This window comes from Vulcanococcus sp. (genome assembly GCF_044369115.1).
Classification (GTDB): domain Bacteria; phylum Cyanobacteriota; class Cyanobacteriia; order PCC-6307; family Cyanobiaceae; genus Vulcanococcus.
Map to the genome: position 1 here is coordinate 1 of NZ_JBIPMN010000136.1, position 7375 is coordinate 7375.

General features: G+C 67.6%; 8 protein-coding genes. 1 reads left to right on the forward strand and 7 read right to left on the reverse strand.

Going from position 1 to position 7375, the window contains the following annotated elements; all coding sequences use genetic code 11:
• The 3 genes from hrpB to ACIQ2E_RS10760 all read right to left on the reverse strand — a co-directional run.
• Positions 1-1833, reverse strand: a 1833-nt coding sequence (hrpB, locus tag ACIQ2E_RS10750) for an ATP-dependent helicase HrpB (RefSeq protein WP_398330116.1), incomplete at its 3' end; no start/stop codon positions are given.
• Positions 1834-1868: 35 nt separating this feature from the next.
• Entirely contained in the window at positions 1869-2252 is a 384-nt protein-coding gene (locus ACIQ2E_RS10755; protein ID WP_010304737.1) for a hypothetical protein, read from the reverse strand.
• Between the two features lie 61 nt (positions 2253-2313).
• Positions 2314-2589 (reverse strand): DUF2973 domain-containing protein, encoded by a 276-nt coding sequence (locus ACIQ2E_RS10760; RefSeq protein WP_296365071.1) that lies wholly within the window; start codon positions 2587-2589, stop codon positions 2314-2316.
• 175 nt (positions 2590-2764) lie between these two features.
• Between ACIQ2E_RS10760 and ACIQ2E_RS10765 the strand changes: the two genes are divergently transcribed.
• Positions 2765-3904, forward strand: a complete 1140-nt coding sequence (locus tag ACIQ2E_RS10765; RefSeq protein WP_398330120.1) for a trypsin-like peptidase domain-containing protein — start codon at positions 2765-2767, stop codon at positions 3902-3904.
• 7 nt (positions 3905-3911) lie between these two features.
• Here the strand turns inward: ACIQ2E_RS10765 and ACIQ2E_RS10770 are convergent, their stop codons facing one another.
• From ACIQ2E_RS10770 to ACIQ2E_RS10785, 4 genes are all read right to left on the reverse strand, one after another.
• The gene (locus tag ACIQ2E_RS10770) at positions 3912-4097 is read right to left on the reverse strand and encodes a hypothetical protein (protein WP_398330131.1); all 186 of its coding nucleotides are present in this window, start codon (positions 4095-4097) and stop codon (positions 3912-3914) included.
• Between the two features lie 108 nt (positions 4098-4205).
• Positions 4206-5933, reverse strand: a complete 1728-nt coding sequence (locus ACIQ2E_RS10775; RefSeq protein WP_398330123.1) for an ABC-F family ATP-binding cassette domain-containing protein — start codon at positions 5931-5933, stop codon at positions 4206-4208.
• Between the two features lie 221 nt (positions 5934-6154).
• A complete protein-coding gene (locus ACIQ2E_RS10780) occupies positions 6155-6388 on the reverse strand; it encodes a hypothetical protein (RefSeq protein ID WP_296449583.1) in 234 nt (77 codons plus the stop codon).
• Between the two features lie 80 nt (positions 6389-6468).
• Positions 6469-7375, reverse strand: a 907-nt coding sequence (locus ACIQ2E_RS10785) for an anhydro-N-acetylmuramic acid kinase (protein WP_398330128.1), incomplete at its 5' end; no start/stop codon positions are given.

Here is a 7375-nt window from a genome sequence, read left to right on the forward strand (position 1 = left end):
CAGGGCTCCCAGACGCAGCTCCCGCTCTGCTCGGATGCGTTGTTGCTGGCTGTCCCAGCACACCTGGGCCAGCTCTTCACCCGCGCTCAGGGCCAGGGCTGTGAGGCTGCTGAGGGCCAGCGGCAGGGCCAGCTGGATACGAGCATCGCTGCAGCGGCCATCGGCCGCCGCAATCGCTAGGGCTGGGCTACCCATCAGGGGGTCGCTGGGGTGGAGTGCGGCACCGCGGCCGCTGCGGGTGAGATAGCGACCGGAACCCGGCGTGCGCTCCAGCGCCACCCGTTCGGGGTAGGCATGGGCCAGCAGTTCCGCGGCGACTGCGGCTTCGTTGTCGGTTGAGGCTGCGGCAGGGGGCTGCTCCGGCAGTTGGCGCCGCAGCTGCTGTTGCAGTAGGCGCAGTTGCTGGCGCCGGGGATCACGCCCGGGGCTTCGCAGCCAGTCGAGCCGGCGCATCAGGTCGCTGCCGGCTTCGAGTTGGGAGAGGGGATCGCGTTCGCTCAACAGGGCAGCCAGGCTGCAGCCCAACTCCACGGCCCCCAGTTCACAGGAGCGCAGCAGCAGCTGGGCGAGGCGTGGATGCACCCCCAGGTTGGCCAGCTTGCGGCCATGGGCACTCAGCGTGCCGCCCTCCTCCAGGGCACCCAGCTGGCGCAGCAGCCCTTGCCCTTCGCGTAGGTGGGCTTCAGGCGGCGGCTCCAGCCAGGGCAGCGTTTCGCCAAGGCCTGCCCCCCATTCGGCTAGCTGCAGCACCAGCGGGGCGGGATCCGCCTCCATCACCGCGGGTGGATCAAAGGCGGGCCGGCGTTGCTGCTCAGCAGGGCTCCATAGGCGCAGGGCGCGGCCCGGCCCGAGGCGGCCGGCGCGGCCGGCCCGCTGTTCAGCGCTGGCCAGGCTCGCCGGCACGGTGACCAGGCTCTCCATGCCGCTCACCGGATCGAAGCGGCTGCGGCGGCTCAGGCCACTGTCAATCACCAGGCTGACGCCTTCGATCGTGAGAGAGCTCTCGGCAATGGCCGTAGCCAGCACCACCTTCCCCGCGGGCCTGCTGGCAGGGTGAATCGCCTGGCTTTGCTCGGTCAGGGGCAGATTGCCGTGCAGCAGGCACAGCTCGAGCTCCCGTCCCCAGCCCGTGGCGCTGATGGCCTCCTGGCAGGCGCGCAGCTCCCGCTGCCCCGGCAGGAAAACCAGCACGGTTTCTCCGGCGACGCGCTGATCGAGCCAGTGGGCTTCCAGCGCGCGCACCACCTGAGCGGCCAGCGGTTCGCGCTCTCGCGCTGGCTGATGGCTCACGCTCACCGGATGGCTGCGTCCCTCGCTGGTGAGCAGTGCGGCCTCTGGCAGTTGCTGCACTAGGGGTTGCAAGTTGAGCGTGGCGGACATCACCAGCAGCCGCAGCTCCGGCATCAGCAGCTGCCGGGCTTCGCGCAGGAGGGCGAGAGCCACATCGGCTTCGCAGCGGCGCTCGTGAAATTCATCGAAGATCACGCCATCCACGCCTTCAAGGCCTGGATCCGCCTGGAGCTGCCGCAGAAACAGGCCGTCGGTCAACACCTCGATGCGCGTGGCAGCGGAGATGCGGCTCTCCAGACGCACGCGATAGCCCACCTGTCCGCCCACGCGTTCACCAAGTTCTGCGGCCAGCCGCTCTGCTGCCGCCTTGGCCGCCAGCCGCCGGGGCTCGAGCATCAGGATGCGGCCGCTGCAGGCTTTCAGCAGGGCGAGCGGAACCCGGGTGGTTTTGCCGGCGCCCGGGGGGGCTTGCAACAGCACCGTGCCCCCGGCGGGGAGACGCTGCACCAGTTCAGGCAGCAGCGGCTCGATCGGCAGGGGCACGGGTTGGTGGCGGGGAGCTGGCTCAGCGCGGTGAATCAGCGCACGTGGCGGGCGCCGTCCACCGGGTGATACACCTCACCGGTGGTTTCCTCGTACACAATCGCCGGCAACCCGGTTTCAAACATCGTCTGCAGCGCTTCCTTGAGGTAAGGGTTCCAGCCGCCGGTGTTCACCTTGCCGTGTCGCACGGTCCAATCCCAGGTGCCTTGCAGGTCCCGCGGCACACGACCTTCGCGGTCGCGGCGGGCCACCAGATCCTGGGATTCCACCAAACCCACCAGGATCGGTTGCTTGCCGTAGGCGGGGGTGAGGATCAGCTCCAGGCGAACAGGGTCTTCCTTCACCAGCTTCAGCTGGAAGCGGGGGGGCAGCTTGATGGCCTTGAGCACCGCAGCCACGATCCGGGTTCTTTGCTCCACTCAGCCTCCGCTGTGTCCACAAGCACCCAACGGTTGTACCAGCTGGAGGGCCCATGCGGGCTCAGCTGGGGTCGTTCGGTGAGGCGGGCTGCTCCTGATCACCTCCGAAGCGCACGGTGAGAAGGTCGTCGCGGGTGAGCTGGCCATCGGCATCCAGCAGCTCCGGATGGATGGTGAGGCGGCCAGTGCGATCGCCCCGGGGAATGCGGTTCTGATCACCCGGCCGCGGCACCGCCGCAAAGCCGCGACCCATGATCCGGAAGGCTTGCCAGAGCAATCCGAGGAAGCAGGCCGCGTAAACCAGCGGCAGCAGCTTGGCGAATAGCTCGGAGCTCATGGCGAGGGTTCCCGGCAGGGAGGGGATAGACGGTGTTCCGGTGGACTGTGGTTAATCCAGTGCGTCCATCATCGCGCGGTTGCGCCAGGCGTGGTGTGGGTGGAATCCACCAGCGCTGGACCCTTTTCCGCCGCAGAAAACCTGCGTACGGTCGACATCCGCCGGATTGCTTGTCATGGCTGCTGTGCCTTCCCGGGTTTTGGCCCTGGCCCTCGCTGCGGCCCTGGCCGGCCCGGTGCTCACTGCACTCCCCGCGGCCCAGGCGCAGTCGCCGGCGGCCAGTGCGGTGCTGTCGCGCCAATCGTTTGTGGCGGAGGCGGTGCGGCGCACCGGTCCTGCGGTGGTCACGATCGACACCGAGCGCACCGTCGTGTTGCCAGGCCGCCAGAGCCTGCCGCCCTTCCCCTTTATGGATCCGCTGCTGCGGCAGTTCTTTGGTCTGCCCCAGGGTGGGGGTGGTGCCATTCCGCCGTCGCAGCGCACCGAGCGGGGCCAGGGCAGTGGTTTTATCTACGACACCTCGGGGCTGCTGCTCACCAACGCCCATGTGGTGGAGGGCAGCACGCGGGTCACGGTGGGCCTCAGCGATGGCCGCCGCGTGGAAGGAACGGTGGTGGGCGCTGATCGCGTGACCGATCTGGCGGTGGTGCGTTTGGCGGGTGGAGGCGCCTGGCCCGTAGCGCCCTTGGGCAATTCCGACAGCTTGCAGGTGGGGGAGTGGGTGATTGCGGTGGGTAATCCCTTTGGCCTTGATCAGACCGTGACCCTCGGCATTGTGAGCAGCCTCAACCGCAATGCCGCCGCCCTGGGGATCACTGACAAGCGGCTCGAGCTGATTCAGACCGATGCGGCGATTAACCCGGGCAATTCCGGGGGGCCGTTGCTCGATGCCGATGGGGCCGTGGTGGGGATCAACACCCTGGTGCGATCGGGCCCAGGCGCCGGGCTGGGCTTTGCGATTCCGATCAATCGCGCCCGCAGCGTGGCAGCGCAGCTGGTGAGCAAGGGCAGCGTGAGCCACGCCATGATCGGCGTGGGTCTCGATGCTGTACGCAATGCCAGCGGCAGCCCGATGCCTGGAGCGGTGGTGCGCAGCGTGATGCCGGGAGGACCGGCGGCCCGGGCGGGGCTGCGGCCCGGTGATCGCATCACGGCGGTGGATGGCCAGGCCGTGAGCAACCCTGCTCAGCTCACCCAGCTGGTGGAGCGCAATGGTGTGGGTCGCGCCATGGAGCTCACACTGCAGCGGCAGGGTCAGACCCTGCGACTGCAGGTGACGCCGGTGGAGCTCTCAACCCTGATGGGATCGCGTTGAGCGGCGATCAGCTGTCGGCTTCGCGCAGCACCTCCACGCACTGGGTGACGCACTCCCCATCGTCCATGGAGCAGGCGGTGATGCATTCGAAATAGCTCTCCACCGGATCCAGGCCGGTGGAGCTGGAGGCTGCGATCCCCATGGCCAGCAGGTCGGCCCCAGTGGCATGGGATGGATGTGGAACGGTGCCCATGGCCTGACCTCTCTAGGGGGGAGTCATCAGCGTATGAACACTGTGTGTCTCGGACAAGAACAATGAGTCGTCTTGCCTAGGGAATTGTGAAGTTGTTTTGAGCGCGCCTCAGGCCGCCTTCTGCTTGCGCGCTTCGGATTTGGCCTTTTGCTTGTCGCGATTGGCCTTGCGCTTGGCCTCCTGATCAGCGGCTGCACGCGCGGCAGCGGCGGCGGCGGCCTCCTCGGCTTTTTTCTCGCGGTAGTAGGCGTAATCGCCCCGGTATACCACTAAGTCACCGTCGCGGATCTCCACGATCTTGTTGGCCACCCGTGAAATGAAGTAGCGGTCGTGGCTCACCACCAGCACCGCGCCTTCGTATTCGATCAGGGCGTCCTCCAGCATCTGTTTGGCCGGAATGTCGAGGTGGTTGGTGGGCTCATCGAGCACCACCAGATTGCAGGGCATCAGCAACATCAGTGCAAGGGCCAGCCGCGCCTTCTCACCTCCGGAGAGCTTGCCCACCTCCTTGAACACGGCATCGTTGCTGAAGCAGAAACTGCCCAGCAGGGAGCGCACCTGGGTCTGGGTCCAGTCGGGCACCGCCTCAAACAACGTGTCGATCACTGTTTTGGAGAGATCCAGGGCTTCGGCCTGGTTCTGCTCGAAGTAGCCGGCGATCACGTTGTGCTCACCCAGCCCGGCGACGCCTTCATCGGGCGTTTCGATGCCCATCACCAGCCGCAGCAGGGTGGATTTGCCGGCGCCGTTGGGGCCCACAAAGGCGATGCGATCGCCCCGTTCCACCTCCAGATTCGCCCCCAGGAACAGGAGCTGATCGCCGTAGCTGTGGCTGAGGTCTTTGATCTCGGCGATCAGGCGTCCGCTGCGTGGTGCTGGCGGGAACTGAAAGCGCGGTCCGCTGACGCTCTCGATCGGTGCTTCGATTCGTTCCACCTTGTCGAGGAGCTTCTCGCGGCTCTTGGCCTGGGTGGAGCGGGTGGCGCTGGCGCGGAAGCGATCGATGTAGGCCTGCTGGGCGGCGAGCTCTTTCTGCTGGCGCTCGAAGGCCGCCTGGCCAGCGTCGCGCTCGAGCGCTTTCTGCTCCAGGTGCTGGCTGTAGTTGCCCAGGTAGCTGCGGGAGATGCCGCGCTCGGTTTCCACGATCTGATTGCACACCCGATCGAGGAAGGCTCGGTCGTGGCTGATCACCACCAGCGGGCAGGTTTGGCCCACGAGGTAGTCCTCCAGCCACTGGATCGTTTCCACATCCAGGTGGTTGGTGGGTTCGTCGAGCAGCAGCAGATCTGGCTCCTGCAGCAGCACCTTGCCTAGGGCGATGCGCATCTGCCAGCCGCCGGAGTAGTCGCCTACCAGCTGCTCGGCGCCCTCCGGCGTGAAGCCGATCGTGGGCAGCAATTTGTCGATGCGGGCATCGAGCTCGTAGCCGTGCAGGCTCTCGAACCGGCTCTGCAGGCTGCCCAGCTCGTGGATCAGCTCATTGAGGTGATCGGGATCCTCGGCTGCCTTCTCCGAGCCCATCTCTTCCTCCACCTCGCGCTGGCGGTTGAGCACCGCGGCTGCCTCCCCGAAGGCCTGGAACAGCTCCTGCCGCACCGTGCGGCGCACATCCACATCGAATTCCTGCTGCAGGTACACGATGCGCGGATCGCCCTGCTTCACCACCTGGCCGCTGCTGGGCTCCTCCATCCCGGCGATGATCCGCATCTGGGTGGATTTGCCGGCGCCGTTCACACCCACCAGGCCGATGCGATCGCCGGGCTTCACCTCCCAGGTGACATCCCGCAGCACCTCACCGGTGGGATAGATCTTGGAGACGCGTTCGAGACGGAGCAAGGCGGATGCAGTGGGGGGCGTCTGGGGCCCGGTCCTGATTGCATCATCTCCCCCGGGAGGTCTCGCCCTGCAGACTGTTTTGAGTCCACGCACAGGCCGGCGCCATGGTGAAGCGACTCGAACAGGTGGCGGCTCTGGTGGTGGCGGCCGGCCTGGCGATCGTGAGCTATTGGCTCTTCTTCAGCTGGATGGGCGCCGATCGGCGCCCGCGCCGCAGTGCTCTAGAGGCCGCCCCGGGCCTTGAGCAGCCATTGCTTCGTTTCGGGGTCGTCGATCGCCTGGAGGTGGGCCTTCACCTCGTCGCGGCTCACGGGCAACCCCCACTCGCTGCCCAGGCTGCAGATCCGGGTGAGGGCGCCTGAGGGATCTTGCAGGGCCTGGCGAAACAGCTCCTGGGTGAGCTGCTGATCGCTGCGGATCCGCTCGTAGAGGGAAGGTGCGTTGCCGGCGCTCATGGGCTTGCTGGCCGATGGGCCCACCCTATGAAGGCCCGCTGGTTCTGCCCGCGCTTCGTGGTGGATCGTGATCTGGCGGCTTAAAGGTTCGGGCGGGCGCAGACACCCAGCACCGCCGGCCGCTCCGCCCCCGTGACCGATGGCAGGGAGCCGCTCACCCCCTGCTGATGCCACCAGGCGAGCAAGGCAAAGGCCAGAGCTTCACGGTCGCTGTCGCCGATGCCGAGCTCCGCCAGGGAGCGCACCTGCAGGCCGCGGCAACTGTGTCGTAGCTCTTTCATCAAGGTGGTGTTGCGGGCCCCGCCACCGGCCACCAGCAGCTCCACCACCGCCGGGCTGCGGGCGAGGTCTTGCGCCACCGCGCCCGCGCTGAAGGCGGTCAGCGTGGCCAGGGCATCGGCAGGCGTGAGCGGTTGCTGGCGCTCCTGGGCGCTGGCCTCCAGCGCGCTGAGGCGGCGCTCCAGATCCGGCTGGCCAAACAGCTCGCGGCCAGTGGATTTGGGTGGTGCCTGCTGCAGGTAGGGCTCCTGTAGCCACTGCCGCACCAGCGCCTCATCCACCTGCCCCTGGGCGGCCCAGGCGCCACCGGCATCGAAACGCTGGGTGCCTCCGCTGAAGTGGACTGCCGCCAGATCCAGCAGGGTGTTGGCGGGGCCGCAGTCCCAGCCCTGAACGGGCGAACTCCGATCGGGCCCCGAGGCGGGTGGCAGCAAGGTGAGGTTGGCGATGCCACCGAGGTTCAGCAGGGCCCGCCAGCCGCCGATGGCGGGTAGCAAGGCTGCATCGGCGGCCGGCACCAGGGGTGCCCCCTGCCCCCCCAGGGCCAGATCGGCGGCGCGAAAGTCGAACACCACGGGCCGCTGCAGCAGTTGAGCCAGCAGCGGGCCCTGCAGCAATTGCCAGCTGCTGCCGCGGCGATCGCTCTGGGGCGGCCGGTGCCAGAGGGTTTGGCCGTGGCAGCCCACCAGCTCGGCGCTGCCGCTCGGG

Excerpts from the sequence above, each read along its gene's own strand:
- ACIQ2E_RS10760 (WP_296365071.1), bottom strand. The coding sequence starts at position 2,589 with ATGAGCTCCGAGCTATTCGCCAAGCTGCTGCCGCTGGTTTACGCGGCC.
- ACIQ2E_RS10765 (WP_398330120.1), top strand. The coding sequence starts at position 2,765 with ATGGCTGCTGTGCCTTCCCGGGTTTTGGCCCTGGCCCTCGCTGCGGCC.
- ACIQ2E_RS10770 (WP_398330131.1), bottom strand. The coding sequence starts at position 4,097 with ATGGGCACCGTTCCACATCCATCCCATGCCACTGGGGCCGACCTGCTG.
- ACIQ2E_RS10780 (WP_296449583.1), bottom strand. The coding sequence starts at position 6,388 with ATGAGCGCCGGCAACGCACCTTCCCTCTACGAGCGGATCCGCAGCGAT.